Annotated in this window: 24 protein-coding genes and 2 pseudogenes; 22 read left to right on the forward strand and 4 right to left on the reverse strand. The window is 62.4% G+C overall.

The window, feature by feature from the left end; translation table 11 throughout:
* Nucleotides 1-201: 201 nt before the first annotated feature.
* Nucleotides 202-831, reverse strand: a complete 630-nt coding sequence (locus AMK58_RS15290) for a transposase (RefSeq protein WP_059399153.1) — start codon at nucleotides 829-831, stop codon at nucleotides 202-204.
* Nucleotides 832-1,839: 1,008 nt separating this feature from the next.
* Here AMK58_RS15290 and AMK58_RS15295 point away from each other — a divergent pair.
* Nucleotides 1,840-2,088, forward strand: a pseudogene (locus tag AMK58_RS15295) (IS256 family transposase); the annotation flags it as partial.
* A gap of 2 nt (nucleotides 2,089-2,090) precedes the next feature.
* On the opposite strand, the pseudogene AMK58_RS30510 reads toward AMK58_RS15295, so the two are convergent.
* Nucleotides 2,091-2,300: pseudogene (locus tag AMK58_RS30510) on the reverse strand (IS3 family transposase); the annotation flags it as partial.
* 51 nt (nucleotides 2,301-2,351) lie between these two features.
* Here AMK58_RS30510 and AMK58_RS15300 point away from each other — a divergent pair.
* Nucleotides 2,352-2,699, forward strand: coding sequence for a peptidoglycan-binding domain-containing protein (locus AMK58_RS15300; protein WP_035683705.1), 348 nt, complete (start codon nucleotides 2,352-2,354; stop codon nucleotides 2,697-2,699).
* 300 nt (nucleotides 2,700-2,999) lie between these two features.
* Entirely contained in the window at nucleotides 3,000-3,416 is a 417-nt protein-coding gene (locus AMK58_RS31880) for a hypothetical protein (protein WP_059399155.1), read from the forward strand.
* Nucleotides 3,417-3,587: 171 nt separating this feature from the next.
* Here the strand turns inward: AMK58_RS31880 and AMK58_RS15310 are convergent, their stop codons facing one another.
* The gene (locus AMK58_RS15310) at nucleotides 3,588-3,881 is read right to left on the reverse strand and encodes a YciI family protein (RefSeq protein ID WP_035683703.1); all 294 of its coding nucleotides are present in this window, start codon (nucleotides 3,879-3,881) and stop codon (nucleotides 3,588-3,590) included.
* Nucleotides 3,882-4,312: 431 nt separating this feature from the next.
* Between AMK58_RS15310 and AMK58_RS15315 the strand changes: the two genes are divergently transcribed.
* The 15 genes from AMK58_RS15315 to AMK58_RS15365 all read left to right on the forward strand — a co-directional run bounded on the left by AMK58_RS15315 (nucleotide 4,313) and on the right by AMK58_RS15365 (nucleotide 16,071).
* A complete protein-coding gene (locus AMK58_RS15315; protein WP_137165208.1) occupies nucleotides 4,313-4,561 on the forward strand; it encodes a hypothetical protein in 249 nt (82 codons plus the stop codon).
* Nucleotides 4,562-4,676: 115 nt separating this feature from the next.
* Nucleotides 4,677-4,823 (forward strand): hypothetical protein, encoded by a 147-nt coding sequence (locus AMK58_RS30515; RefSeq protein WP_155903790.1) that lies wholly within the window; start codon nucleotides 4,677-4,679, stop codon nucleotides 4,821-4,823.
* A gap of 49 nt (nucleotides 4,824-4,872) precedes the next feature.
* Entirely contained in the window at nucleotides 4,873-5,538 is a 666-nt protein-coding gene (locus tag AMK58_RS15320) for a YmfQ family protein (RefSeq protein WP_199228256.1), read from the forward strand.
* A 26-nt stretch (nucleotides 5,539-5,564) separates the two neighbouring features.
* The gene (locus AMK58_RS15325; protein ID WP_051141053.1) at nucleotides 5,565-7,676 is read left to right on the forward strand and encodes a right-handed parallel beta-helix repeat-containing protein; all 2,112 of its coding nucleotides are present in this window, start codon (nucleotides 5,565-5,567) and stop codon (nucleotides 7,674-7,676) included.
* A gap of 28 nt (nucleotides 7,677-7,704) precedes the next feature.
* Nucleotides 7,705-8,250, forward strand: a complete 546-nt coding sequence (locus tag AMK58_RS15330) for a gp53-like domain-containing protein (protein ID WP_051141052.1) — start codon at nucleotides 7,705-7,707, stop codon at nucleotides 8,248-8,250.
* A gap of 104 nt (nucleotides 8,251-8,354) precedes the next feature.
* A complete protein-coding gene (locus AMK58_RS15335; RefSeq protein WP_035683699.1) occupies nucleotides 8,355-8,828 on the forward strand; it encodes a hypothetical protein in 474 nt (157 codons plus the stop codon).
* Entirely contained in the window at nucleotides 8,816-8,992 is a 177-nt protein-coding gene (locus AMK58_RS30910; protein WP_167555916.1) for a hypothetical protein, read from the forward strand. The genes AMK58_RS15335 and AMK58_RS30910 overlap by 13 nt, the downstream gene beginning before the upstream one ends.
* A gap of 33 nt (nucleotides 8,993-9,025) precedes the next feature.
* Nucleotides 9,026-9,538, forward strand: coding sequence for a peptidoglycan-binding protein (locus AMK58_RS15340; RefSeq protein ID WP_158283150.1), 513 nt, complete (start codon nucleotides 9,026-9,028; stop codon nucleotides 9,536-9,538).
* A gap of 169 nt (nucleotides 9,539-9,707) precedes the next feature.
* On the forward strand, nucleotides 9,708-10,301 hold the full coding sequence (locus AMK58_RS30520; protein ID WP_137165207.1) for a hypothetical protein: 594 nt from the start codon (nucleotides 9,708-9,710) through the stop codon (nucleotides 10,299-10,301).
* 54 nt (nucleotides 10,302-10,355) lie between these two features.
* A complete protein-coding gene (locus AMK58_RS29600) occupies nucleotides 10,356-11,462 on the forward strand; it encodes a helix-turn-helix domain-containing protein (protein WP_196813287.1) in 1,107 nt (368 codons plus the stop codon).
* 428 nt (nucleotides 11,463-11,890) lie between these two features.
* Entirely contained in the window at nucleotides 11,891-12,589 is a 699-nt protein-coding gene (locus tag AMK58_RS15345; RefSeq protein WP_035683696.1) for a T3SS effector IpaJ family cysteine protease, read from the forward strand.
* Between the two features lie 164 nt (nucleotides 12,590-12,753).
* Nucleotides 12,754-13,287, forward strand: coding sequence for a hypothetical protein (locus AMK58_RS15350; protein ID WP_051141051.1), 534 nt, complete (start codon nucleotides 12,754-12,756; stop codon nucleotides 13,285-13,287).
* An 8-nt stretch (nucleotides 13,288-13,295) separates the two neighbouring features.
* The gene (locus AMK58_RS15355; RefSeq protein ID WP_051141050.1) at nucleotides 13,296-13,565 is read left to right on the forward strand and encodes a YgjV family protein; all 270 of its coding nucleotides are present in this window, start codon (nucleotides 13,296-13,298) and stop codon (nucleotides 13,563-13,565) included.
* A 48-nt stretch (nucleotides 13,566-13,613) separates the two neighbouring features.
* Nucleotides 13,614-14,684: an IS630 family transposase gene (locus tag AMK58_RS15360; protein WP_059399157.1), complete on the forward strand. Its 1,071-nt coding sequence runs from the start codon at nucleotides 13,614-13,616 to the stop codon at nucleotides 14,682-14,684.
* Nucleotides 14,685-15,252: 568 nt separating this feature from the next.
* Nucleotides 15,253-16,071, forward strand: coding sequence for a hypothetical protein (locus AMK58_RS15365; RefSeq protein WP_035675751.1), 819 nt, complete (start codon nucleotides 15,253-15,255; stop codon nucleotides 16,069-16,071).
* A gap of 216 nt (nucleotides 16,072-16,287) precedes the next feature.
* Here the strand turns inward: AMK58_RS15365 and AMK58_RS15370 are convergent, their stop codons facing one another.
* Nucleotides 16,288-17,628, reverse strand: a complete 1,341-nt coding sequence (locus tag AMK58_RS15370; RefSeq protein ID WP_059399413.1) for an IS1380 family transposase — start codon at nucleotides 17,626-17,628, stop codon at nucleotides 16,288-16,290.
* 1,591 nt (nucleotides 17,629-19,219) lie between these two features.
* On the opposite strand from AMK58_RS15370, the gene AMK58_RS15375 reads away from it, so the two are divergent.
* The 4 genes from AMK58_RS15375 to AMK58_RS15390 are packed head-to-tail and all read left to right on the forward strand — an operon-like array spanning nucleotide 19,220 to nucleotide 26,404.
* Nucleotides 19,220-20,962, forward strand: a complete 1,743-nt coding sequence (locus AMK58_RS15375) for a type I restriction-modification system subunit M (protein WP_035675754.1) — start codon at nucleotides 19,220-19,222, stop codon at nucleotides 20,960-20,962.
* Nucleotides 20,959-21,894, forward strand: a complete 936-nt coding sequence (locus AMK58_RS15380; RefSeq protein ID WP_035675755.1) for a GIY-YIG nuclease family protein — start codon at nucleotides 20,959-20,961, stop codon at nucleotides 21,892-21,894. Before AMK58_RS15375 ends, AMK58_RS15380 begins: the two co-directional genes overlap by 4 nt.
* On the forward strand, nucleotides 21,891-23,276 hold the full coding sequence (locus AMK58_RS15385; RefSeq protein ID WP_035675757.1) for a restriction endonuclease subunit S: 1,386 nt from the start codon (nucleotides 21,891-21,893) through the stop codon (nucleotides 23,274-23,276). The genes AMK58_RS15380 and AMK58_RS15385 overlap by 4 nt, the downstream gene beginning before the upstream one ends.
* Entirely contained in the window at nucleotides 23,273-26,404 is a 3,132-nt protein-coding gene (locus AMK58_RS15390) for a type I restriction endonuclease subunit R (RefSeq protein ID WP_035675758.1), read from the forward strand. The genes AMK58_RS15385 and AMK58_RS15390 overlap by 4 nt, the downstream gene beginning before the upstream one ends.
* Nucleotides 26,405-26,498 lie beyond the last annotated feature (94 nt).

Genomic DNA, 26,498 nt, shown 5'->3' on the forward strand with positions numbered 1-26,498 from the left:
CGTAGCCAGGGACGGTGACGCATACCTGAAAGCCTTGACTGCGAACATGAGAGCAGGGTGCGGAAAAACGAACATATTCCGGCCTATTGCCTCCGCTGAGGCTGAAAATGCAGGTTTCAGCGGACTGATTTGGTCGGGACGGAGCGTTTTTCCTCGCTCCGAGGCTCCCGGAACCGCCGTTCAGGCGGATTGCGGGCGTGATTATGCCGCCGCTAGCAGCTTGGGCAGGCGGATCAGGTTGTAGGCGGCGGCGGTCAGGGTGAACATCCAACCGACACGGGCTGCTCCGCGATGGCGCGCCTTGCGCAAGCCGGCTCCCTTGATCCAGCCAAAGACCTCTTCGATCCGCTTGCGGACTCGCAGGCTGACGGCGTAGCCGGGATGGCGGGTGGTCCGGCCGTCGATCGCCGAGCGACGGTTGCTGGTGTTCCGGGCAACGTGACCCAGCACAGTCGCCAGGAACTTGGCCGCCACATCGCCAGCAAGCAGACGCTCGCGGTTCTTGGTGAACACCGTCACGTCCCACACCGGCGCGTCCATGGACAGGCCGACGAACCAGCGGAACAGCAGGTTGTAATCGAGCTGCTCCATCAACTGGCGTTCCGAGCGCACCGAGTAGAAGGCCTGGAGCAGCAGCGCCCGCAGCAGCTTCTCCGGCGGGATCGAGGGGCGCCCGATCTTGGAGTACAGCCCCTCGAAGGCTGGCGACATCACTTCCAGCGCCTCGTCCACGATGGCCCGGATCGCTCGCAGCGGGTGGTTGGCTGGAACCCGCGCCTCGCAGCTCACGTAGCTGAACAGACCCTCGCTGCGTTCGTCCAAACCCCGCACCGTCCCCTCGTCGCTCGCGTTCTCCTCAACCGAAAAGAATCACGACCAACCGCCCGTGCACAGCCCTTTTTCCGCATCCTGCTAGACCAGACCAAACCGGTGTCGCACGGCGCGCCCACCAGCGATGGCTGCTACGCCTTTGAACGTCGGTGGTTACGGGCATCGCCGACCAAAGTTATATCCATCAGGTTTCGATGCTCCACTGGGGCGAGGCATCACTCGGCTTAGTCCCAGGACACCAAAATTATTTTTAGTTATTAGCCGCACCAGCAATATTTTCTTGTATTATCTTGCTCTTCCTTTAAGTTATTCATGCCACGCGCTTTTGATCGCTTTGGCAAATGCCTGCAATAGGTTCTGTCATCCATTTCGGGTGTAGGAACCAACCTCCGCAGAGAATTTTCCTGATTACAACGTCGTCTTGGCAGTGGTGCAGAATGGGAGGGCAGGCTGAGAGCAAACTATGGAAAGGTGCCTTCGAAAGCACCACCGCTCCGAACATTCATATAATGCCAGAGCGCGTCATTCCATCAAAAGAATTTTATCTTATGATTCATTGGTATCGTAAACATCAAAAAATTCACTGTAAATCGTTTGGTTGATAAATGATTATTATTATCATGGCCTGCATACAAGGATATGCAATCCTCAGATTTTTCTCACCATTGCTGTGGTAACTTAAGCAATATTCCTTTTGTCATTGGAGGTTTTGGCAATAAAGATCATCGTTGCCAAAATCAATGATGCGCCAATAGCAAAACGCATTGGCGTCGCTTGGGGCGTTTGCCGACTTCTGCCACCTGGAAAGGGTGATGGTTCGCACGATCACCGGATTATGGGGGCAGCCCCCAGGGACGGAGCCGGGCCGTGTCCTGCGGTGTGGTGGAGGACCTGTGAGGACGCGGCCCGCCGAAGCTGGCGTAGGCGGGCCGATTTTCCACAGCGGGACCGGCCATCGTGGTTCTCCGGTGGAGTCTGGTCACCACGACCCGACCGAGGGAGGCCATGATGGCCGACGAGATGATGGCGCTTCGCAAGCCGCTGGAGAAGAGCCCTGACGCCGATGTGCTCCGCGAGATGATCGATTTTGCCGTGGAACGGCTGATGGAATTGGAGGCGCAGGAACCGCGCCGGATGGCCGAGAGAACGCTGACCGCCGTCAATCAGGAGGCCTGCGTCTACGGCATCTCGACGCGCTCCTTGGGCAATCTGGCCAAGGCACTCGGCATGAACGGCCTCTCCAAGAGCCAGGCCAGCCTGCCCTGATCGGTGTTGAGGATCTCCGGGCGGCCGTGCCGCGCCGTTGCCCCTTCCACCGCCTCCAGGCCGAACTCGACGTCCATGATGTTCGACAGTCGCCACGCCAGCACACGGCGTATCGCCCAGTCCATCACGACGACCAAATACAGGATGCCGCGGCGCATGGGAATGTAGATACCGGCTGCGCCGTCAACCGATCGTGGTCTGTCATTCCGTGGATTTGACCCACCGACCTGCATTGTGGCGGCGAGTGTGGACGCATGCCGGTCCTCTATGAAGCCCACATTGCCTATGGTCCCAACGGCAGGGTGACCGTGCCTGGTCTGGCGGAACGGCGCTGGAATCCAGGCGACGGCGTGCTGGGGATCGGAGGCGACGGGCTGGACGTGGCCGCGGTGCAGCGGGCGCTCCAGCGCCGTGGCTTCTCAAGCATTGTGGAAGGCGGCGATTTTAGCCGACAGACAGCAAGCGCGGTGGAGCAGGTCCAGGCCGTACACCGGCTGCCAGTCACCGGGCGGGTGGGCACGCCGACAGCTATCGCGCTGAGAGTGGCATTTCAGCAGGCCGGCAGCTCGACAAGTGATAGTGCTCAGCGGTACGGCACGTGATAGAAAATTGAACCTACCTCGTGCGAGATAAGAATGAGAATGCCTCTAGCCTTAACAGCCTCCCGTAATGTCTTTTGTGGACTGCTGGCACTACTCTCCATTGCGGCTCTGACTGTGCCGGCTGCTGCGGAGCCGGCCTACGGCTTCGCAGTAGGGGACACACTGCCGATCTACACATTCCACGGCGAGGATGGTGTGCGTCGCTCAACGGCGGAGTTTCGTGGCAAGTGGTTCCTTTTCAAGCGGGGGGCTGAATGGTGCATGCCGTGCACCGGAGAGCGGCCTTCGGTGGAGAGTTTCATGAAGGCCCACCCCGATGTGCCCGTCGTGATGCTCGTTTCCCCGCGTCCCAGCGAAACCGACCTGGAGGAGGCGTTCCAACGCGACCTGAACTATCAGCGGCGAAAGGGGCTGCGCTTGGACTACATCGCCGCTCTCGACAGCCGCGACCCATTACCCCGCGACCTTCCGGCGCCGAAGTCCGTCTCCGACCTTCCGTTGACCGTTGTCGTCGATCCTCAGGGGGTTATCGCCGCGTTGTGGACGAGCACGTACCAATACCAGCGCCAATTCATGAGGCATGGGATTGTCGGCAAGGCTGAGCCAGAGTTCCGTGACTACGTTGAGGCTTTGCTTTCATGCAAGGGAGCAAAAGGGGTGGCTGCAACCTCCACAGCACTGGAGGTTGCGAAGACGTTCGACGCTTCCTGCTCGTGACGTAAGGACGCCTCTGCCACCAGTCCAGCACCGCCGATCAGCGCCGTAAACCCAGCCCGCCCGGATCTCCGCGGCGGGCTTTCCCTTTTCTGGATCCGTCCATCACCGACCTCCTCAGCCCAAAGCTGGTCCGCCGGCAGCACGGCGAACTGACCCTGCAACTCGCAACGGTCACAACGTGACCGGTCGATTGATGGCCTTGCCCCATACCAGCAACTCGTAGCGTCTGAATTCCGGTCGATAGTAAGGATCGCTCTCGACGAGCATCACCGCTTCCTCCCGGCTCTCGACGTCAAGCACCCACAAGCCGCCGACGAAGGGCATGCCGGGTTCTGGCCGAAGGCCGCCGCCGATCAAAATCTTATCGCGGTTGGCATCGAGGTAGGCGAGATGGGCATTGCCATGCTGCTGGCGAATTTCCAGCATTTCCGGCGCATCAGTGAACAGGGCGATCCATCTGGGCATCAGGGTCCTCCTAGCGTTCTCGACCGCGCAATTTACTTCTGCGGAAGAGGTGCCGCTACCCAAACTGATCTGGCGTCAATCCAACAACGCGTTCCGGGCATTTCACCCGTCATAACTGAGCCGCAACCGGCCCGGGCACTCGCCAGCCAAGCGCTGGACCTGCCGGACATCCCAGCGGACGAGCTGGATTGAAGGCGTGACCGCCGGGTAGGGACGTCACCCCCTACGTTCGGTCGAGCCATCCGAAGATGGGCCGACGCCGGCCCGTGTTGTCCGGTCCACACGGCGGTCACTGTCCGCGACGTGCGCGTGCTGAGCCGAGGCTCCCCCGCCACCCAACGTCCGAAACGTCTTCGCAGACTGTCTCGGAGCTTACAGCATCAAGGTTTCAACCCACCAGCCCCCCGGCCCCTGCCAAGGCGGCTCTTTTCATGTCCGAAGGAGAGGCATCCCCCGATGCTACCACTGCTCTCCCCATCATCTCCGCCTTGGCCCCGGTACTGCCGGAGGTCGCCAAGGTCGCACACGGCTCCGGCGAGACCGCCCAGAAGGTCGGCGAGGTTGCGGTGTCCGCCGTTTCCGCTGTGACCGGATTCCCGATCAGCACGCCGACGGATGCCGAGCGCGCCGCTGCCGCGGTGCAGGCCGATCCGGCGCAACTGGCCGAGCTGTACCGTTAGCAAGGCGATCAAGTCGTGGCGTTGCTGAGGCTCGATAACGAGGACTTGGCCGACGCACGCGCCCAGACGGTCGAACTGGCGAAGGTCGGCAGCCGCATCTCATGGGGCGTCGGTCGTGTCGGTGATCATGCTGATCGCCTCCGGAAATGTGGTCCAGCTTGTCCTGACCCAATCCATCCCGCCGGGGCGGGAGCCCACAGTCTCGATCATGCTCGGCGCCCTAACCGCCATGGCGACGTCGGTCGTGGGCAACTGGACGTGAGGCGGCCATGGAGCGATGGACATTCACGCGCGCTGATTTCCGGTCGGCGATGCAAGCGCTATTGCCCCGTGGGCGGGTCTGGCCGCGTGATGCCAGTACCGTGCAGGGGCAAGTGTTGGACGGGCTGGCTGCGGCCTACGAGCGGCAGACGGTCGATGCGACGGCGCTGCTGGTGGACGCCTTTCCGGTAACCACGACCCAGCTCTTGCCGGAATGGGAGGTGTCGCTGGCGCTCCCCGACGCCTGCACCGGCCCGGCGGTCGGGTTGGCAGAGCGGCGTCGGCGCGTCGTTTCTAAGTTGGTCGATACCGGGGGGCAGTCGGGGGCCTACTACATCGGCTTGGCGGGCAGTCTGGGTTTCCCCGGCTGCACCATCACCGAATACGCCGCCTTCACAGCCGGGTCTGGATGCTCCGACCCGCTGAACACCGCTGACACGGGTTGGCCACACGCATGGCGCTTCAATGTCCCGGTCCAGGCCGGCGCAGTCAGCTTCACCGCGACCAGCGGCTGCGACGAGGCTTTGCGCGGGTGGGGAAGCGCGGTTTTGGAATGCGTGATCCGCCGGGCGGCTCCGGCCCACACGGCGGTGCTGTTCGGCTACCGCGCCGATGAGGATTGGCTGCGCGACGGTGGTCATGCCGAGGACTGGGGATTGCTTGACCAGATCGGAAGCCAGCCGGAGATCGTTGAGGATTGGAGTGCGCTTGCCTGAAGCGGCGCGTTTGGAGGGAAACGAAAATGTCTGAGAGCGTCACAAGGCGAGTTGCGCTCGTCCGCGGGTCGTCGTCGCTGCTGGCCACCGTTGTCGGCCTTGATGGCGAACTGATCGTCGATCAGGACAAGAAAACCGTCACCGTTCATGACGGCGCGAAGGCCGGCGGCTACCCACTGCTGCGCGAGGACGGCGACGGCGCGGCGGTGACGGTGGCCGGGCGCCCGCTCGCTGACCGCTTCGGCGAGCGGATCAACGTCAAGGACGGCCCCTTCCATGCCAAGGGCAACGGGGTGGCCGATGACACGGGCGCTATCAACGCCGCCGTCCTCGTCGCCGCCGCCACCGGAAAGCCGCTGTACTTCCCCGCCGGCGTCTACATGGTCGGCTATCAACTCTCCTGGTCGGCGGGCCTCGGCAGCCTGTGCGTCATCGGCGACGGTCTTGACCGCTCCATCATTCGCCGCTCCGCCGCGTCAACCACCAACTACATGGTGTTTGCCAACGTCCCTAAGCTTTACATCACGGGTGTCGCCTTCGACGCCAACAAGGCGGAGAACGCGCGCGCGTGCGATTGCTTCACGGTTTACGCCGCCTGCAATGAACTCTCGCTTGACAACTGCGCATTTATGAACGCGAAGGCGGTCAACGGATACGGGACCGGGCTTGGCGTGTTCGGCAACGCGGCGCAGGGCACCACCTTCCGGGTCATCGACTGCCGCATCACCGGCCACGACGGCGTCGGCCTGACCTCTCCGGACTTCGACAACGTGCTGATCACGCGCAATTACGTGGCGGACAACGGGCGGAACGGTATCCAGGTGGCCAGCATCGATCCGGCGGGTCTACAAAAACACTATTACGTGATCGTGTCGGACAACATCTGTGCCAACAACGGCGGCAGCGGGATTTCCTGCGGCAACTTCCTGGAAGACAACGTCCTCGATACCACGCCGGTGTACGGCCACGGGACGCCGGACACCGTGGGGATGGTGGTGTCCGGCAACATCTGTTACGGCAATCTCGCCTACGGCCTGGCCATCTCCGGCGACAACGTGGCTGTGACCAGCAACGTGGTGATGCATAACGGCATCACCGTCGGCGGCTTCGGTGGCGTGTTGCTAAACGGCCGGTTCTGCACGCTGTCCGACAACAGCATCCGTTTCAACGGTACGTACGGCCTCGACGCCGGCGGCTCGGAATACTGCACGCTGTCCGGCAACACCATTGTCAGCAACGGTTTTGCCGGCTGGGGAACCGGCGCCAACCTCGGTGGCACCGTCGGGGTCGTGTTCGTCGGCAACCTGCTGAAGGAAAACGGCGGACCGACCTCGTACGAGGTGAGCGTGCAGCATGTGGAGACCGACGCCATCGGCTGGGCGCTGCCGGAGTTGACGCGGGACTTGTCCATCCGCGGCAACACCATCTGGCTGGTCGACACCCGGCTGGGCGTGCACGTGCAGGACGGCGCCAGGGACATCGACGTCGTCGACAACATGTTCCGTCTAACCGGCTCTTCGGCCACGGCCGCTAATGCCATCAAGTTCGTCGGCAAGCGCGGTAACATCAAGGACAACACGGTGTCGACCACCGCCGACCCCCTGACCATCAACCCGGATGGCAACGGCATCCTGTGGGTGCCGGACGTCCTGGATACCCTTCTGGTCACCTCCAGCACGACGATCAATGCGATCCAGTATCAGTCGGCCGGGTGGGTCGGTGCAAAGGGGATCGCGTGGATCGAGGTGACCAACAGTGGTTCCGGCTACACCTCGGCCCCCACGGTCGTGGTGACCGGCGATGGCACGGGCGCCCAGGCGACCGCCTTCATCGACGGGAGCGGTAAGGTCAAGGGGGTGCGGGTCAGCCAGTACGGGGCCAACTACTCCACCGCGACCGTGTCCTTCAGCGGCGGTGGCGGCTCCGGCGCTACCGCGACGGCGCAGATCGGCCTTCCACTGGTCGGCCGGCGCGAACTGACGATCCACTTCAACGCGGCCTGCACGATCAAGCGCAACGGGCCTCCGGTGGTGCTCGGGCCGAGTGGCGCGGACCTTGCCGCTGCGAACGCCTCGACGCTCACCCTGCAGAGCATTTACGGGCAATGGCGCGCCAAGGCTCTGGCCGGCGTGACCTGACCGCGCCCCATCACAAGGATGACGAGACATGAAGCGCATCGACACGGCTACCAGGGCCACGGACCTGTTCGGGCCGGGCAAGCACGGGTTCAAGGACGGCAACCCGCTGACCGGGGACCCATCCACCACGCTGTCGGCCAGTATGTTCAATCACCTCCAGGAGGAAATCGCTCGCGCCGTCGAGGCAGGTGGCGCACCGCTGGACCCGACCAAGTACGACCAGCTCGCCACCGTGCTGGGGCTCGCCGTCCGCTCGGCCGGCGCGTCCGGGTACTTCGGTCTGCCGGGTGGCCTGCTGCTGCAATGGGGGACCGCCACCTTCACCGATCCCGGCAGCGGGCTGGGGGCCAGCTATTCGACCGTCGCCGTCACGGTCCCCTTCCCGCGTCCGTTTTCGGCGGCGCCCTGGGTCGTTCTGGTGACCGGCGCGGACGCCGGGGAGGGGCTGGAGCACACCTATGGGCTGGCCGGCAAGGCCGCGGATCAGTGCGCGATCCGCGCCGGGCGCGTCGCCGGCGGCCAGGGTGGCGGCGAGGTCGGCAGCTTCAACTGGCTGGCCCTTGGCCAGACGTGACCGTCTGACGGCCGAGACAACAGTCCAGCCCATCCCCACCGACCCGGCGCCCGAGAGGCGCCTTTTCTATGCCCGCGCCGCCACGCCGGGCCGCAGGAGGTCCCATGCCCGATCCATCGTCCGCCGCTGATGGCGGTGTCCTGTCCAACATATATTCGCAGGTCGCCGCCGGGGTCGGCGGCAGTCTCGTCGCGTGGCGGCTGCTGGTCTCCTTCGGGCGGCAGGACCGGGCCGCGAAGATGGAGGCGGAGATCCGCGCCGACCTCCGCCAGCGGCTCGACAAGGCGATGACCGACATCGCCTCGATGGCCCACGAGCGAAACCAAGCGGTGATGGTGAAGCTGCAGCTCGAAACCGAATTGCGGCTCGCCAAGGAGCATCTGAACTCGGCGCGGACCGAGCGGGACGAGGCCAGGACTGCCCTCGTCAGGGTCCAGCAAGAGGTGGAGAACCTCATGGCGACAAACCAGCGGCTGGTTGAAGACGCTGCGGTCGCTGAGGCTGAAGCCCGTGGGGCGCCAGCCGGCACGAAGCCCACAGCGCGGCAGGTGCCGGGAGAGCGGCCATGGAAAAGCTGAGCGAGCTGGACCAGCACGACGCCCAGCAAGTGGCCACGCAGGCCCTGGCCGACTGCGAGGGCAGCAAGGACGACGCCCTCCTGCTGCTGGCGCACCTCCTCATCAACGCGCGCCGGGGCATGTGCTCCGGCTTTCAGCGGCTCGGGCCGCCAGACCGGCGATAGGCCGCCTTCACCATCATCATAATGGAGACCATCATGACCAACGTGCCCTCCGGCGCGGCTGAAGCCGTGCGCCTGCCCGTCGTCGTCGGTGCCGCGCGCCCGCTCGGCCCGAACGACATCGCTACCGCTGCTGCGGCCCTCGGCGTCGAGGAGGCGGCCTACCGCGCCGTCCTGATCGTAGAAACCGGCGGTCGCAGCGCCTACCGGCCCGACGGCCGCATGCCGATCCTGTTCGAGGCCCATATCGCCTTCCGCCTCAACGGCGGTGTGACGGTGCCTGGTCTGGCGGAACAGAGCTGGGACCGCGGGCTCTACTCCAGCACGGCGGCCGGCGAATATGACGGCGTGCTGGGGATCGGCGACGTCGGGCCGGACGTGGCCGCCTTGCAGCGGGCGCTCCAGCGTTGCGGCTTCCCCAGCATCGTGGAGGACGGCGACTTCGGCCGGCGGACGGCCAACGCTGTCGAGCAGGTCCAAGCCGTGCACCGGCTGCCAGTCACTGGGTGGGTGGACACGCGGACGGCTATTGCGCTGGGGCTGGTTTGAGAGGGGAGTGAACAAGAAGCTTATTGAAATTGCAGGATATTCCGGCTATCGCGTAGCCCGCGCGAAGCGCGACTGTTGACATTCTCGTCGCGTGTTTACATTTTCGGCATCGGTTGACAAAAATTGATTTTTGCCCAATCTTTCGGTTCTAACTTGGCCGGAGCTTCTGATGACCCCCTGGGAACACCACGCTGACCTCACGCGTGAGCGATTAATCACCATCGCCCAATTAATCAAGAGAGGGCGAAATGACGCGTTAGACCGCTACGACCCGAGCATCGGCTGCACGGGCTGGACGCTTGGTTGTGAAGCGTTTTCCTTCCAAAAGCACCAGATTGCTGAGGCCAGCTTAAGCATCGACTGGCTGGAGGTGCTCAATCCAAGCATGCAATTTGTTTTCAATATCGGCAGCGTTCCCGTTCGGTTTTATCGTGGCGAGCCGGACGATCCAAACACGCGAACACTCAAGCAGTCATACTCGGAGCTTCGCCAATTTAGCCTTTTTTGCACTGAGGAGTTGGTCAATTTAACCGAACAATCCCTTTACCGCTTCGCCGTTGAAACCGATATTGATGGTTCACTGATGGCGGTAACGTTCGTTGTTCTTAACGGAGAAACTCCAGTTCTGACTTGGCAGGTTCCGCTCGATGAGCCTGTGAGTAAGATTTCGCCGCTTTGGGTTGAAGGAAGCGATGGGGTGGACCTTCCAGCTCCTTCCGTTGGTATTCCAGCGAAGAAGAAGAGGGACGGGACGTCCGAGTGAGATGGGTTCAAAGAATGGCCTTGGGGGGTCGTTAGACTGTCTGCCATGGAATTTATGTCGAAGATCTCGGGCGAGCAGCTCAGGCTCGCCCGACTTGCGCATGGATACTCACTAGAAGAGATTGGTGAGATGATTGGCGCTACACGCCAATTCATTCACCAACTCGAAACAGGTGCACGCTCACCTGCCGATGATGTGGTTGAAGCGTTAGTGGATGTGCTTGGAGTAACGAGGAGCTTCCTATCTTCGCCTCTAGCATCGACCGTCAGGCCTGAGCAGTGCCATTTCCGTGGTCACATAACGCGGCCCGCGTCTGTGACGAGTCAGGTGCTTGCTCGGGGAACGTTGCTCGATAAATTTGTCGCCGCTATGGAGCAGCACCTGGAGTTACCACCTGTATCGTTTCCGGACTTCCCTGCAAAAAGCGCTGAGGAGATCGAGCAAGCTGCTGAAGAGGCTCGCCGTCATTGGAAACTTGGTACGACGGGCCCCATCACCAGCATGATGCGGGTTGTTGAAAACGCAGGTGCCATCGTCACTTACTTTGGCGATCTGTCCGAGCGTGTCGATGCGTTTTCTATGGATCGTCGTCGCCCTATCATTGTTAGAAGTTCGGCGAAGCAATGCTTGTCAAGGCAGAGGTTTGACTTCGCACATGAATGCGGACACTTAATTATGCATCGCGGTATTCAGACGGGTGATCGAGAAACTGAAGATCAGGCGCATAGGTTTGCTGGCGCTTTCCTGTTTCCTCGTGGTGCTGTTCTGCGGGAGTTTCCTCGAGGCCGGTCAATCAACTGGCCTGCATTGTATCAGTTGAAGCTAAGGTGGAAAATGTCAGTTCGAGCTATTGTGCGGAGGGGTTATGATCTGAGCCTGCTCACTCCTGCGCAGTATCGAACGGCTAATATTCATCTTGTAAAGACTGGGCAGTCGAAGATAGAAAAATACGATAACGATGCCAGTATGCCTGTTGAGCAACCGGAACTTCTTCCATCCGCTCTTGCTGCTCTCGAAGATGTGATGTCTGGTGGAGCGCGTTATGTTGGAGATGAAGTTGGGATGTCCTCTGCAATGCTCGAACTTATTACTGACTCAAGATTCCCCGCATCCACCCCTGAAATAAATGACCCAAAGGTTGTTAGCTTGCGGCGTGTGTAGATCCAAGAAGTAAGAATTGATGGTGGTTTGTGCGCGGGCAAGGGCTCTGCGTGCTTCACCGCAAGCATCCCTATCCTCTCAATGCTTCATAAGCCGCCCGGCATCCCGCCCGGCGGCTTTTCATTTTCCGGAGCCATCTCATGACCGAGATCCTCAGTTCGAAGCCGGTTCGCCGGTAGTACGGCGACTTGGCTCTGTACAAGCCCGCTGTCCACGGGGGGCAGCCCGATTCGTGCCTGCTACAACGGGACCGGTCGATCAGATGGAGGCAACCGGTCACGGTGACGGTGCCAAGCATGGGCAGGCGGACATGCACTCCTCCCACAGGCAGCTCTCACGCTGCGCAGCCCGTCGGAAGGCCGCTTTCACGGGTGGCCGCGCCGGATCGTCTTGGGAACGAAGCATGAGCCAACGAAAGGACTTACTCCATGCCCGACATTAACTTCCCTGAGGCGCAGCCGCCCCTCAGCTACGCGTGCGGTGCCTATGCGCTGACGGCCGCGCTAAAGGCCTATGTGCCCGTGACTACCACGCCTTATCCCATCAAGCTCAAACACCTTCAGATGCCGACGACGGAGATCACCATCAACGGCACCGAGAATAACAAGGATCTGGCGGACAAGATCTACCAGATCACGGGTGATCTCGAGATCAGCGGCCCGCCGACTGCACTGGTTTTCTCCTACAAACTTGCCCCCAATCTGAGCAATTCACCGTCCGCCCTCGCCTACGTCGCCAAACAGTATGGGCGGACCGTCACTGTCAACGTCATCAAGGGTTTCAAGTCCCGCTCGAACATGTGTCAGGCGGTGGCGGATGACCTTCTCAAGAAACTTCCGGGCGAAGTGCTCCGCTGCGTTCCAAACGCCACTGTCAACGCGCCCGGCGGCACGGGCGTGTCCGATGGTATGCCCTACACCGCCCCGGCGAACGACGAGGTGCAATTGCTCTGCGTGATGAACAGCGACCACAGCATGCACTGGCTGGCGCGTGGGGCGAACGGCTTCTATGATCCCGGCGACGCGTCCATCGCCAGCGTGTGGCCCGCCATCGCCGTCAACGCCGATAGCGCGATGACGATGACCGGAGGCTACACCTTCACCGGAATTTGGATGGTCCTGAAGTAGGGGCCTGGACTGGAGGAGCCTGATCCATCCGGTGTGCAAGCCGGGCTCCATCGACCTGTGTCCCCTCATAGGATGCGCCTGACGCGCCATCCTGACAATCGTTCACCCCGCCGCCCGGCCCCCGCCGCGGCGGCTTTTTTCATGCCCGAAGGAGGGGCCCAACCATGCTGCCACTGCTCATCCCCGTCATCTCCGCCCTGGCCCCGGTGCTGCTGCCAGAGGTCGCCAAGGCCGCCCTCGGCGGCGGCGAGACCGCCCAGAAGGTCGACGAGGCCGCAGTGTCCGTCGTCTCGGCTGTGACCGGCGTGCCGATCAGTACCTCGGCGGATGCCGAGCGCGCCGTCGCTGCGGTGCAGACCGATCCGGCGAAGCTGGCCGAGCTGTACCGCCAGCAGGGCGATCAGGTCGTGGCGCTGCTGCGGCTGGACAACGAGGACCGGGCCGACGCCCGCGCCCATACGGTCCAGCTTGCCCAGGCCGGCAGCCGCATCTCCTGGGGCGCGCCCATCGTCTCGACCATCGTCCTGGTGACGTTCGGCATCGTGCTGTACCGGGTGCTGAGTCAGCCTGCCGGCGCAATCGACCAGAACGCCACGCTGATGCTCGGCGCCCTGACCACCATGGCGTCGGCGGCGGTGTCCTACTGGGTCGGCTCCAGCGCCGGGTCCGCCGCCAAGGACAAGCTGTTGCGGAAGTGAGGGGTGCCATGATCGTTCCTCACCTCTCCGACCTCGCCGGGGCTGCCGGATTCGTCCTGGTGGCCCTCTGGCCCTGGCTGTCGGGTCGCCGCTCTCTGCTGGCCGGGCAGGGCGTATCCGCCGCCGCGTTCGCGCTGCACTACCTGCTGATCGGTGCCACCACAGGCGCCGCGATGTCCGGGCTGTCCGTCCTGCAGGTCGCCACCGCCTGGCCGGATGACCGGCCGCGCTGTTGCCGGGTTCTCTACGTCGCCACGGCGCCCCTCCTAGTGCACTGACACAGACATAGGATTCACAACGAGCCGCCGACGTGCGATTCTGTCGGCATGGCCCAGACCGTCAGTGTCATCGTCGGAGCAGAGGATCGCGCGCGCTTGGCCGCGCTCCTCAGCGACCGCAACCGCCCGCTCAAGCATGTCCAGCGGGCGAACATCATCGTGCTCTCGGCCGAGCGGCTGCCCGTGCAGGAGGTGGCGCGCCGGGCTGGTGTCAGCCGCCCAGCGGTATGGCGCTGGCAGGTGCGCTATGCCGAACAAGGCGTCGATGGCTTGCTGCGCGACAAGACGCGCAAGCCCGGCCGGGCACCGCTGCCCACCACGACGGTGGCCAAGGTGCTGGCGCTGACCTGTTCGGAACCGCCTGGCGCCGTCACCCACTGGACGGGCCGGGCGATGGCCAAAACGGTCGGCATCAGCCTGCGCGCCGTGCAACGCATCTGGGAGGCCAACCGCCTTCAGCCGCATCGCCTGCGCACCTTCAAGCGCTCCAGCGATCCGGCCTTCGCGGCCAAGGTCGAGGACATTGTCGGCCTCTACATGGACCCGCCCTGCCACGCCGTGGTGCTGTCCATCGACGAGAAGAGCCAGATCCAGGCGCTCGACCGCACCCAGCCCGGCTTGCCGCTGAAGCCCGGCAAGTGCGGGACGATGACGCACGACTACAAGCGCAACGGCACCACCACGCTGTTCGCCGCGCTGAACACGCTGGACGGTACCGTGGTCGGGCGCTGCATGCCCAAGCACACCCACAAGGAGTTCATCAAGTTCCTCGCTGCCGTGGAGCGCGATGTCCCGGCGGGCAAGGTGATCCACGCCATCGTCGACAACTACGCCACCCACACGCACCCGAAGGTGCTGGCTTGGCTGGCTGATCATCCCCGCTGGGTGTTCCATTTCACGCCCAAGTCCGCCTCCTGGATCAACGCCGTCGAGGGCTTCTTCTCGATCATCACCCGCCGAAGCATCCGACGCGGCGTCTTCAAGTCCGTGGCCGATCTCCAGGACGCCATCGCCCGCTACATCCGCGCGCATAACAAGGCGGCCAAGCCCTTCGTCTGGACCAAGCCCGCCGACGGCATCTTCGCAAAACTCGACAGGCTGCCTGCACCTTCTGAATGAGTCAGTGCACTAGCGGTGTTGGCCGCCTTGACCTGGGCGGGCTGGCCATCGGCCTGTGCAGCGGCCTGATCCGCCGTCTCCACCCATCATCACCATCATTGAGGAAACCACCATGAACCCTATGTTCCCGGCGCGCACTGTCGCGCCTGACTTTCGCCTTGTCGAAACCCTGCCGCTGGGCACTGGCCCGCTGGACCCCGAAGTGAGTAGTGGGGCCAGTCGATCCGGAAACGGTGCCGGTGAGGAGCGGCCGGGGCGGTGGCCGGCGCCGGCTGGAGCAGCGGCCCAGCATCCTTTATCACCGGAGCGGGGTGAGGCGACTCCCGTTGCACTTCATGCGATCGGGCCGGGCGGCGTTGCTCAAAACGAGCAACTGGTGTTGTCGGTTACGACTCGGATTTGGAAATCGGCAAGCAGCAAGGGGGAGCCGCCCAATAGGAATTTTAGCTGATAATGGAATAAAGTCCTTCAATAACTTATCATAAGATGATATTCCTACTATCGACCGATCAAGGGAACGTTCGCTGATCGGAGAAACGCATTCTCCTACATCAATATGGAGCTAACTATGTCCGTCCAGACCTTCTATCCGTCTCCCATTGACCAGAGCGCAAGCAATTGGGCCGTCGCCCGTCGCATCGTTGGCCCGTTTGCACCGCGCGAGTTGACGATCCCGAGCATGTCTCTCGGTCTCGATGCTGGCTGGCTACTCAAAGAGTCCAACCTGTTGGAGGTGCCGGCCCAGACCGTTGGTCCGTTTGCTCCCACAGCTAATCTGCGTGTGGACCGGGTGGTCATCGACCACTCCACCGGGGAAGCGGAAATCATTCTTGGTGTCGAGAGTTCGACCGTTCCGCCGGCCATCCCTGCGGGTAAGCTACCGATCGCGCAGGTTCATCTGCTGAACAACACGTCGGCCATCACGAACGATATCGTCGTGGACGAGCGGGCGCTCCATGAGGCTCCCCCTGACCGGGTGATCTTTCGGGCCACTGCCAGCGTCCCGCAACCCAGTGCAGCTTCCGGTGCTTGGGTGGCAGTCAATCTGGCGTCGCCCAATCCCGACGTGGGCAGCGGTTATGATGCCATTGCACAGTGCTTTAAAGCGCCGTATTCGGGATACTACCTCATCTCTGGCCAAGTCGGCATGGCAATGAAAATCGGCACTTACCTGATGGTGGGCCTGTCAAAAGAACTGGCTATCATTTCTGAAGGAATTGTTGCTCCCGTGGCGGCGGGGCAGAACATGACCCCCAACGCAACTGCGATTGTTCACCTTGATGCAGGTGAAAGGATCGGTCTGCACCTCTTTCATACTAACGGAACACCTACCCCCATTTCGACTAGGGCAAATTGGACCTTCCTCTGTGTAACGCGTATAGATTAACCTGCGCTTCCATCTGTTACGATTGAAAGTTTTTATTAAGATAACGCCACCCCAATGTTATTTTCATTGGGGTGGTTCCTTTGTTAACCCAGATCATTCATCAGCGCTCTGGAAGGGCTTCGTGGAGGCGCGTCGATGGGTGGCGCCAACGGCGCGGCATGACGGGGCTCAAGGGTTGCGGGGACAGGTTCGTTCGGGGGCACGCCGCCCCTGCGGTTACGGCGGCAACTTCGCGGTACGGGCGGCCAGCATCGCCAGGCTTTCCTGGTAGGGGAAGCCGGCCGGCAATGACACCTTGATGCGGGTCACCATCTCGGTGACCCGCGCCGCCACCTTGATGAGGCCGAGGCGCAGCGTGTCGAACTGCGCCTCGCGCCAGAACGACGCCTTCGGCGCCAAGCTGCGCAAGGTGTGCAGCAGCCAGTAGGCGGCGGTGTGGATGAGCAGCCGGAACTGGTTGGCCGTGGCCTTGCTGCACGACGTCCGGTCGGAGGCGAGGTGCAGCTTGTGCGCCTTGATCAGGTTCTCCATCTGCCCGCGCGCGCAATAGGTGGTCTCGTACAGCGCCTTGGCCGTGCCGGTCAGGTTGGTGACGATGAAGCGCGTATCGGTGCCTTGGGCCGACGCCTCGACGCGGGCGATGACCCGGCGCTCGACCTTCCAGGAGCGGGCGGCATAACGGAACTCGCCGAAGCGGCGCACTTTGTCCACCTCCCCAGCCACCCGGCCCATCGCGGCGTCCTCGGCGAGGGCCGTGACGCACCCGAGCAGGACGGTGTTGCCGCCCAGGCCGAAGATGTAGCCGACGCGGTTGCGCTCGCACCAACTCATCGCTTCGTGGCGGCCGTAATGGCTGTCGCCGCGCACCAGGATATCGACGCGCGGCCAGCGGGCGCGGATGGCCCGCACGACATGGCGCAGCACCAATGCCACCTCGGTACCGTCCGGCGTTTTGCCGGGCCGCAGAATGACGGCGACCGGCTTGCCGGTGGTCGCCTCGTAGATGTGCATCGGCAGGAAGCAGCGCCCGTCGTAATGGGCGTGGAAGAGGGACAGCTGCTGGGCGCCGTGGACGCGGTCCTCGGTGTCGTCGATGTCCAGCACAAGGCGCCGCGGCACCGTGACGAAGCTATCGCAGAACAGCTCCACCATGGCGGCCATCATGCGCTTGAGCGCCACCGGACCGGGCAGATTCTCCAGGCGGCTGATGGTCGGCTGCGAGCACAGGTCACCCCCGCTCTCGGGAAGTCGGCCCACCGCCATCTTAAAAGCGGGATCGCTGCGCAGGGCGTCGCAGTCGTTGGCGTCCGGGTACCCGGCGGCGATCAGCAGGGCGCGGAAGCGGATCATCTCCGCCAGCGTGTGCTGGACGCGCTCAGGAGCCCGCGGGTCCTCGATGCAGCGCGCCAGGCGCTCGCAGACCCCAAGCCGCCGATCGATCTCGGCCAGCAGCAGGACGCCGGCGTCGGAGGTGAGACGGCCGCCATCGAAGGCGGCGTGAACCGGCTTGCCGGCAACCGGTGACAAGCCGGGCAGAACCCCGGTACTCTCGGCCATGGCGGGCGTGAACTCCGTTGATCCGTGGTGAGACTGCTTCAGCACCAGAATCATACACGAAATCAGCGGCTTAACCTCGCGCCCGCCACCCCCAGCTTCAGCTCTGGTGAATTATCCGGGCTAGCTTCGTTTGGCGCAGGTAAAAAGTGCATTCCAGCGTCGTAAGGCGCCTAGGGCATGCTGGTGAGATTCCCTGACGTCGATTAGCGTAGCCGGTGCAGCGCACAGATCCTGGGATAGCTGGGCTGCGTCGGTGCGGATGTCGCTGTCATCATGGGAGCTCGCCGAAAACTGCCAAAGCGGCAGTCCGTCTTTTTCACCAATGAGGACAGGAGCCGAAACTGAAAGACCGCCGGCGCATGCCGCGAGGGTAAGTAGGCCGACCGCAGAGAGGATAGGGCGATACATTGATTCCTCATAAATGATAAGGGTATCTACTGTTATAGGTAAGCCAGATTGCAATCTAGAGCAATCCCGCATTGAGTAAAATCGTTGAGGGAATTCCCGTCGGCGCCGTTTTGCAATCCTCTGCGTGTTATCACTGGGCGCGTATTAGCGCGCTTCTCGACGCATTTCGGCCATAATACTTACGAACAGCTATCTATGCATGCTAGTGGTGCGTGCCGAACAGATCGTGTCGTTTGTTGAACTGCATACTCTGTATGCTTCTGCCACTAGGTCTTGATAATACTGTCGGCCAACGACGGCACAGACTGTGTCTGCATCCTTCGCTGCCCTTCCTCAAGCGTACCCCCGCACCCCGCCATTCTCCGGGATGAACTCGACCCCGGCAGTCTCCAGGGCGGCCCGGCCGCCGACGAGGGAAGGGCCGCCGCATGAACCTCGACGGGAACCGCACCGAGATCATCGGCTACGCCGAAGGGCTGGAGAAGTTGGTGGGAGAGCTGGCCAGCGGGGTATTGATTCGCCTGCCGGACAGCTGAGCGTCCGAGTCGCTCAGCGTTGCCGGCCAAGCCTAGATGCGCACAAATCGGGCTCATCCGTGTGCACATGGTGTGCACCGGAAATTTTCGTACAAAATTGGAAAGTGAGGATTTCCAACGGGTTCGATTACCATGTGTGCACAGTCTGGTGCACACGGAAAGGAACCCCAACCAACCCAAAAACAAGAACAAAACCAGTGGGTTGGGTTGGCTGGGGCGCCAGGAGCCTGACGTTGCTCCGCCAGTCCTGTTGTAGATCAACAGCTTAGCCGGTCTGTGCGGTCGGCTTGGGAATGATTGTGGCCCCACGTCGCGACCTCGTCAATGGCCACAACGTACCCGCATTCTCCTTCCGTCTGCCGCCGGCGGTGAGCAGCGACCCAACTCGCGGATTTCCGTCCCTCGTCGTCAGATGTGAAGGGCAACGGCTACGCGACACTTAAAATCCAGCCACGCCGAATGTGCTGGTAGCAAACAACCAAGGTTGGTCCTCCAAATAAGAAACATACTGGCGTATGTTGCTCTGGCAAGCGACATAACGCGCACGATCAACAACCCAAGTGACTCATTGGTGGTATATCGCCTAGCCTACCGTCGGCTGCGCTTCTTGAAGCGCAACCGGAGGGAAGCGCAGGAACGCCAACGTCATGAATCAGCAAGCCTTATCCGCATTCGTCTGGTCGGTCGCCGACCTTCTCCGCGGCGACTACAAGCAGTCGGAATACGGGCGGGTGATCCTGCCGCTCACGGTGCTGAGGCGGCTCGACTGTGTGCTGGCCCCGACGAAGGTCGCGGTCCTGGCGGAGTTCGAGGAGAAGAAGAAGCTCGGCATCAACCCGGAGCCGTTCCTGCTGCGCAAGGCCGGGCAGAGCTTCTTCAACACGTCGCCGCTCGACCTGAAGACGTTGATGGGCGATCAGGACCACATCCGCGAGAACCTGTTCAGCTACGTCGCCGCCTTCTCCCCGGCCGTGCGGGACATCTTCGAGCGGTTCGAGTTCCACGCCCAGGTAGAGCGACTGGCCAAAGCCGGGCTGCTCTATCAGGTGGTGGAGAAGTTCACCCAAGTCGACCTTCACCCCCACGCGGTGGACAACTACCAGATGGGGCTGGTGTTCGAGGAGCTGATCCGCAAGTTCGCCGAACTGTCGAACGAGACGGCCGGTGAGCACTTCACCCCGCGCGAGGTCATCCGTCTCATGGTGAACCTGCTGTTCATCGAGGATGACGAGGCACTGTCCAAGCCGGGCGTGGTCCGCACCATCTATGACCCGACGGCCGGTACCGGCGGCATGCTGTCCATCGCTGGCGAGTATCTGGCGGAGCACAACCGCAAGGCCCGCCTGACCGTCTTCGGCCAGGAACTGAACCCCGAGTCCTACGCCATCTGCAAGGCGGACATGCTCATCAAGGGGCAGGACGTGGCCAACATCGTCTTCGGCAACACGCTGTCTGACGACGGACACCCGCACAAGCGCTTCGACTACATGCTGTCCAACCCGCCCTTCGGCGTGGAATGGAAGAAGGTGGAGAAGGATGTCCGCAAGGAGCACGAGACCCAGGGCTACAACGGCCGCTTCGGCCCCGGCCTGCCGCGCGTGTCGGACGGCTCCATGCTGTTCCTGCTGCACCTCATCAGCAAGATGCGCCCGTCGTCAGAGGGCGGCAGCCGCTTCGGCATCGTCTTGAACGGCTCCCCGCTGTTCACCGGCGGGGCGGGCAGCGGCGAGAGCGAAATCCGCCGCTACGTGCTGGAAAACGACCTGCTGGAGGCCATCGTCGGCCTGCCCACGGACATGTTCTACAACACCGGCATCAGCACCTACGTGTGGATCCTCAGCAACCGGAAGCCAGAGCACCGCAAGGGCAAGGTGCAGCTCATTGACGCCGGCAGTATGTGGCAGAAGATGCGCAAGAGCCTGGGCAGCAAGCGCAAGGAGCTGTCCGACGCCCACATCGACGAGATCACCCGCCTGTTCGGCCAGTTCGTCGAGGCCGAGCAGGACGGCAAGCCCATCAGCCGCATCTTCCGCAACAGCGACTTCGGTTACCGCACCATCACGGTGGAGCGGCCCGAGCGCGACGAGGCCGGCAAGATCGTGCTGGGCACGCGCGGCAAGCAGAAGGGCAAGCCGCAGGCCGACGCCAAGCTGCGCGACACCGAGAACGTGCCGCTGAACGAGGACGTGGACGCCTACTTCAAGCGCGAGGTGCTGCCCCACGCCTCGGACGCCTGGATCGACCACGACAAGACCAAGATCGGCTACGAGATCCCCTTCAACCGACACTTCTACGTGTTCACCCCGCCGCGCTCGCTGGAGGTGATCGACGTGGAACTGAAGCAGGTCGTTGGCCGGATACAAACGATGCTGAGCGAGGTGATGGGATGACCTTGGGGCGTTCCATCCGCCTGTTCCTGGCTGACGGCGTGCCGGGTGGGATCATCACGGCCGAGATCGTAAATTGGACTGGCCATGTCATGGTTGCACCCCGATCACGGCTTCCTGATCTGCTGCGACGGTCGGAGGCCGGACGCACCGGCGTCTATTTCCTCGCCGGGGACGACCCAGAGGGAACGCTGTCCTCTCTGGTCTACGTCGGTGAGACCGACAACGTCGGCAAGCGCCTTGCCCAGCACAACAGGGACGAAGACAAGGCGTTTTGGGATCGCGCCTGCGTAGTTACGAGCAAGGACCACAATCTGACTAAGGCGCACGCCCGCTATCTGGAAAGCCGCCTGATCGCCATCGCCGGTCAGGCAGGGCGCGCCAAGTTGGTGAATGGCACGGCTCCTGATTACGGCCTGCTGCCCGAAGCAGACATCGCCGACATGGAGTTCTTTATCGAACAGGTCCGAACCGTTCTGCCGGTGTTGGGGCTGGAATTCCTGCGCGAACCGCCGCGCGTCTCCGTTGCCGCCGCCCATCCAGAGACCGACACGCCGACCTCTATGCCGGTCGCGGCACCCGTCTTCGAACTGGTCAGCCAGAAACATGAACTGCGGGCAGAAGCGCGGGAGATCGACGGCGAGTTCGTTGTGTTGGAAGGGTCTTGGGCACGCGGAGACGGCTCGGATTCCTGGAACAGCTATCGCGCACTGCGGGACACGCTTAAGAACGACGGCACCCTGAAAGTGCAAGGTGATTATCTCCAGTTCACGCGGGATCGGGCTTTCCGCAGTCCAAGTGCAGCATCCGCCGTAATCCTAGACCGGAATGACAACGGGCGGACGACATGGCGGGTAAAAGGGACTAGTAAGACCTACTCACAATGGCAACAGGAGCGCATTGACGCCGTCGATCCAACCGGGAGCGAGGAATGAGCTATCCACGCTACGCCGAATACAAGGAAAGCAGAATCGAGTGGCTGGGCGAGGTGCCTAAGCACTGGCGCACGACTCCTGTGAAATATATGGCCCGCTTCTTCAGCGGCGGCACACCTAGCAAAGAAAATGAAGAATACTGGGGAGGAGAAATTCCCTGGGTGTCCGCCAAGGACATGAAGGTTGATTTCCTTTCCGACACCGAAGACCATTTAACGGGCTACGCCGTCGAGCAAGGTGCGGCCACTTTGTTGGACGTCGGGGCGGTCCTGATTGTCGTGCGTGGCATGATCTTGGCGCGGACTTTCCCCGTGACCGTGACGCGCACACGCATGGCAATTAATCAAGACTTGAAGGGGATCGTCGCCAAAGCGAATGTCCTTCCCGATTTCGTGGCATGGTATCTGCGCGGGACCGCTGAGGAGTCTTTGCGACGATTGGACGAAGCTGGTCACGGCACGAAGGCGTTGCGAATGGACGCGTGGACATCGCTCCCCGTTGCTGCGCCCCCACTCCATGAACAATCTTCCATTGTTGCCTTCCTCGACCGAGAAACCGGCAAAATCGACGCGCTGGTGGCCGAGCAGGAGAAGTTGATCGAGCTGCTGAGAGAAAAGCGTCAGGCCGTTATCTCCCACGCCGTTACCAAGGGCCTCGACCCCACCGTGCCAATGAAGGATAGCGGGATCGAGTGGCTTGGCGCGGTGCCCGCGCATTGGGAGGTGAAGCGCCTAAAATTCACGATAGCTGGCCCAGAGGGGCTTCAAATGGGACCCTTTGGTGGAATGCTCCTAGACCTAGAGTCAGAAAATACAGGATTTAAGGTCTATGGGCAGCAAAACACAATCTCCGGCAACTTCGAAATCGGAACAAGATGGATTAATGGTGAGCGATTCAGAGATTTAATTAGCTATAAGCTTTCTCCTGGAGACATTGTGCTGACAAGGAAGGGCAGTCTTGGTCATGCAGCATTGGTACACGGCGGCATATCGCCTGGCATAATTGATTCTGATACCATCCGAGTCAGGGTTAACGGCGGGATAGTTCTGCCAAAGTTCCTTACATTGTTGTTTGTCGACGCTCTATACGTTGAGACGCAAATCAATGTGGGCAAGCGCGGGGCAATTTTGTCCGGAATGAATACGGATACGGTCGCCAATCTTGTCTTGGCGCTCCCACCGCGCTCTGAACAGGAAGCCCTCCTCAACTGCCTAGATAGCTCCATCGGTAAACTCGGATCTATGACTGCCGAAGCCCAACGCGCCATTAACCTCCTCAAAGAACGCCGCTCAGCCCTGATCTCCGCCGCCGTCACCGGCAAAATCGACGTGCGGGCGCTGGTGGAAGACGAGCAACCCGCGAAGGTGCTGGAGCTGGCATGACCCTGCACAAGGAAGTCGAGTTCGAGAACGACATCTGCGGCCATCTGGCGGCACAGGGCTGGCTGTGCGACCAGAGCGACGCGGCGGCCTACGACCGGCAGCGGGCGTTGTTCCCGGCCGATGTCCTGGCCTGGATGCAGGAAACCCAGCCCAAAGCCTGGGAGGCTCTGACCAAGAGCCACGGCGCCTCGGCTGGCACGGTCCTGCTCGACCGCATCCGCAAGCAGATGGACGACCGGGGCACTCTGGACGTGCTGCGCGCCGGGGTGGAGCTGCTGGGCCTGCGCCAGCCCTTGGCCCTGGCCCAGTTCAGGCCCGCCCTGGCGATGAACCCGGAGCTGCAAGCCCGCTACGCCGCCAACCGGCTGAGGGTGGTGCGGCAGGTGCGCTACTCCCAGCACAGCGAGAATGCCATCGATCTGGTGCTCTTCCTCAACGGTATCCCGGTGGCGACGGCGGAACTGAAGAGCGACTTCACCCAGAGCGTTGAGGACGCCGTCGATCAGTACCGCTTCGACCGCAACCCGCGGCCCAAGGGCCAGGGGACGGCCGAACCGCTGCTGGATTTCCCGCGCGGAGCGCTGGTTCACTTCGCCGTCAGCAACTCCCGCGTCCGCATGACGACGAAGCTGCTGGGCAGCGATACCACCTTCCTGCCATTCGACAAGGGCGACGAGGGCGGGGCCGGCAACCCGCCCAACCCCCACGGGCACCGCACGGCCTACCTATGGGAGGAGGTCTGGGCACGGGAGAGCTGGCTGGAAATCCTGGGCCGCTACGTCGTCGCCAAGCGCGACGGCAAGAAGCGGATCACCGCCATCATCTTCCCCCGCTACCACCAGCTCGACGCCACGCGCCGGCTGATGCGGGCCGTCCTAGCGGAGGGGCCGGGGCAGAAGTACCTCATCCAGCACTCGGCCGGGTCGGGCAAGACCAACTCCATCGCGTGGTCCTCCCACTTCCTGGCCGACCTGCACGACGACGCCCACCGCAAGCTGTTCGATTCGGTGCTGGTGGTCAGCGACCGCACGGTGTTGGACGCCCAACTTCAGGAAGCGATCTTCAGCTTCGAGCGCACCACCGGCGTCGTCGCAACGATCACCGGCGAGAACCAGAGCAAGAGCGGCGAGTTGGCCAAGGCGCTGTCCGGCGGAAAGAAGATCGTCGTCTGCACCATCCAGACCTTCCCCTTCGCGCTGAAGGCCGTGCGAGAACTGGCCGCGACGGAGGGCAAGCGCTTCGCTGTCATCGCCGACGAGGCGCACAGCTCCCAAACCGGCGAGGCGGCGTCCAAGCTGAAGCAGGTGCTGTCGGTCGAGGAACTGGCGGAGCTGTCGGACGGCGGAGAGATCGGCACGGAGGACCTCCTGGCCGCGCAGATGGCGGCGCGGGCCAACGATGCCGGCATCACCTACATCGCCTTCACCGCGACGCCCAAAGCGAAGACGATGGAACTGTTCGGCCGGCGCCCGGACCCGGACAAGCCGGCCGGGAAAGGCAACTTGCCAGCGCCGTTCCACGTCTACTCCATGCGCCAAGCCATCGAGGAAGGTTTCATCCTCGACGTGCTGAAGAACTACACCCCGTACAAGCTGGCCTTCCGGCTAGCCAGCAACGGCCGCGAGTGGGACGAGGCGGAGGTTGAGCGCAGCGAGGCCATGAAGGGCATTCTGGGCTGGGTGCGCCTGCACCCCTACAACATCAGCCAGAAGGTCCAAGTGATCGTGGAGCATTTCCGCGAGAATGTCGCGCCGCTCTTGAACGGGCAGGCCAAGGCCATGGTGGTGGTCGCCAGCCGCAAGGAGGCTGTGCGCTGGCAGCTTGCCATTGAGAAGTACATCAAGGTCCAAGGCTACAAGATCGGCGCCTTGGTCGCCTTTTCCGGCGAGGTGAAGGACGAGGAGTCCAGCCCGGATCCCCTCACGGAAACCAGCAGGGTGCTGAACCCCAATCTCAACGGCCGCGACATCCGCGAGGCGTTCGCGACGGGCGAGTACCAAATCCTGCTGGTGGCGAACAAGTTCCAGACCGGGTTCGACCAGCCCCTGCTCTGCGGCATGTACGTCGACAAGCGGCTGGCCGGTATCCAGGCGGTGCAGACGCTGTCGCGCCTGAACCGGGCGCACCCCGGCAAGGACACCACCTACGTCTTGGATTTCGTGAACGATCCCGAGGAGATCCTGGCGGCCTTCAAAACCTACCACGACACGGCCGAGTTGGCCGGCGTCACCGATCCCAACCTCGTCTACGACCTGCGCGCCAAGCTGGACGACGCCGGCTACTACGACGACCACGAGGTGGACCGGGTGGTGGACGTGGAGATGAACGCGAACGCGACCCAGTCCCAGTTGGCCGCCGCCCTGGAGCCCGTGGCCGACCGGCTGCTGAAGCGCTACAAGATCATGAAGGAGACGGTCGCGGTCGCGCGGGCGTCCAATGATTCCCGGACTGAGAAGGAGGCGCAGGACGAGATCAGCGCCATGGTCCTGTTTAAGCGCAATCTGGGCGCCTTCCTGCGCGTGTATGCCTTCCTGTCGCAGATCTTCGACTACGGCAACACGGCCATCGAGAAGCGGGCGATCTTCTACAAGCGCCTGCTGCCCCTGCTGGCGTTCGGCCGGGAGCGCGACGGCGTCGACCTGACAGCGGTGACGCTGACACACCACAGCCTGCGGAACCGGGGCAAGCGCACCCTGCCGCTTGGCGATGGCGATAGCCCCAAGTTGGTGCCAATGTCCGAGCCCGGCAGCGGCGAGGTCCACGACAAGGAAAAGGCGCGGCTCAGCGAGATCATCGAGAAGGTGAACGGCCTGTTCGAGGGCGAGCTGAGCGACGACGACAAGCTGATCTACGTGAACAGCGTGCTCAAGGGAAAGCTGCTGGAGTCGGAGATCCTGGTCGAACAGGCGGCCAACAACACCAAGGAGCAGTTCACCAACTCACCCGACCTCTCGAACGAGTTGCTGAACGCGATCATGGACACGCTGGTCGCCCACACCACCATGAGCAAGCAGGCGCTCGACTCCGACAAGGTGCGCAACGGGCTGCGTGACATTCTTATGGGGCCGGCGCAGCTATACGAGGCCCTGCGGTCGCGAGGCTTCCAACCAGCGCACTCGCCGATTTAGCAATGGAGGAAGAGCTCTTCCGCTATTGCTGGACAAGTTCATAAAGCCAAGCGCTTTGTATTGGGAGCCGGTGCTTATAGGTCAGCATACGAAG

The sequence above is a fragment of the Azospirillum brasilense genome, assembly GCF_001315015.1.
Classification (GTDB): domain Bacteria; phylum Pseudomonadota; class Alphaproteobacteria; order Azospirillales; family Azospirillaceae; genus Azospirillum; species Azospirillum brasilense.